General features: G+C 34.0%; 3 protein-coding genes. All 3 read right to left on the bottom strand.

Going from position 1 to position 1,782, the window contains the following annotated elements; genetic code table 11:
* Positions 1 to 78 precede the first annotated feature (78 nt).
* Entirely contained in the window at positions 79 to 564 is a 486-nt protein-coding gene (locus tag ACT8VG_RS10880) for a PTS sugar transporter subunit IIB (RefSeq protein ID WP_444195887.1), read from the bottom strand.
* A gap of 18 nt (positions 565 to 582) precedes the next feature.
* A complete protein-coding gene (locus ACT8VG_RS10875; RefSeq protein ID WP_444195886.1) occupies positions 583 to 1,005 on the bottom strand; it encodes a PTS sugar transporter subunit IIA in 423 nt (140 codons plus the stop codon).
* Between the two features lie 124 nt (positions 1,006 to 1,129).
* A partial coding sequence (locus ACT8VG_RS10870) for a carbohydrate kinase family protein (RefSeq protein WP_444195885.1) occupies positions 1,130 to 1,782 on the bottom strand: 653 nt, incomplete at its 5' end.

Raw genomic sequence — 1,782 nt, 5'->3', positions numbered from 1 at the left:
AATTCGTGTCCTCCAACTCCTACGAATAAAGCCAAAGCGACGAAATATGCGTTTAACATAATAACTCTCTCCTATCTCTTAAAAATTTTTTAATACGTTTGTAGCAAGTTTCTTTTCCATTGAAGGTGTACCCTGGAAAAATGTATCTGGATATAATTCAACTAATTCTTTTAATGCTTCTAATTCTTCTTTTGTAAGCATAACTTCCTTAGTTAAAGTAATCTTTTCACCTGAAGTCATCTTTCCAGCGTTACCTAAGTTAACCATTTCAATATTCTTGTATTTCTTACATAAAGTAACAGCATCACGTACTGTTGGCACAAGAACCATTAAGCGCATCTTTTCTGATCTAGGATCATCTAAGATTGATGAAACGCCTTCTACTGATTTAATAATACATTTAATACCTTCTGGCACTGCCATCTTTAATGACATCTTCTGTAATTCGTTTGATGCTGCTTCATCACTTGCAACAACTAAACCATGAAGTTTTAGTTCCTTTGTCCAAGTCATAGCAACCTGTCCATGAATTAATCTTTCGTCAACTCTTAAACAAACAATCATTTTCTTTTCCTCTCTTTCTTATAGAAGAAAATCGTCATCGTTTTCTTCTGTGGTGTTTTTTTCAATTTCTACTAAGCATAACTGTTCTCTAGCTTCTTCAATCTTAGCCTTTAAGAACTCGTTAGTAAGTTTTTCTGGAGTCATAGTGACTTCAATAAGAATAGCTAAATTGAATCCTGATACCAAGAAAGTGTTTTCCCTTACACAATATGGAATCATCTTCTGATTTACACTTCCACCCTTAATATCAGTAAAGATAACTACTTCATCTTCCTGTGGAATCTTTGCAAAGTATTCTTCAATCTGCTCATTAATAGGTTTCTGACCATCTACATAAGCTGTAATATAGTCTACGTTATCTACATTACCGATTAAGAATTCCATTGTTGATCTTGCACCTGAAGCAAGCAAGCCATGTGTGGCTATTAAAATATGTCTCATTTTCATATCCCCCCTTACACTTATATAAGTTGCAATTGTCATGCCAACTTTTAAGTTTTCTGTTTTATATTTTCTCCTTTCTTTTTCTTTTCACTTATATATACTGCAATTGACGTGCCAACTTTTAGTATGTATTTATTAATTCTTTTATTTCTTTTTCTTCTGGCATTACTCTTAATGCACCCTTCTTAGTTGTAATTAAAGAAGCCGCTGCATTCGCAAACTGAAGCATTTCTTTTAAATCTTCTTCAGTTAAGTTATCTAAACCATGTTTAAGTACTGCATGAAGTGCACAGGCACCAAAAGTATCACCTGCACCTGTTGTTTCAATCGTATCCTTATTTAAATAAGGTTCCATAAATACCTTTAAACCACCATAGTAAGCAATACTACCATTTGGACCAAGTGTAACATTGATCAACTTAGCATGTGTTCTTTCTCTAATGATTTCAATTCCTTTATCATAATCATCAGTACCTGTGAGCCATTCAATCTCATTATCTGCAATCTTTAAGATATCGCACTGTTCAATACCATACCAGATCTGCTTTGCAGCTAATTCTTCACTTTCCCATAAAGGTGGTCTTAAGTTAGGGTCAAAAGAAATAATCTTGTTTTTCTTTTTTGCATAATCAACCATCGCATAAGTAGCAGATCTTACTGGCTCATCCGTCATAGACAAAGAGCCAAAGTGGAAGATACGGCAGTTATCAATTAATTCATAATTCACTTCGTCTTCCCTAAGCATCATATCTGCACCTGGCTTTCTATAGAAAG

The organism is Catenibacterium sp., assembly GCF_052354645.1.
GTDB classification, from domain to species: Bacteria; Bacillota_I; Bacilli_A; order Erysipelotrichales; family Coprobacillaceae; genus Catenibacterium; species Catenibacterium mitsuoka_A.
This window is presented reverse-complemented; position numbering and strand designations above follow the sequence as displayed.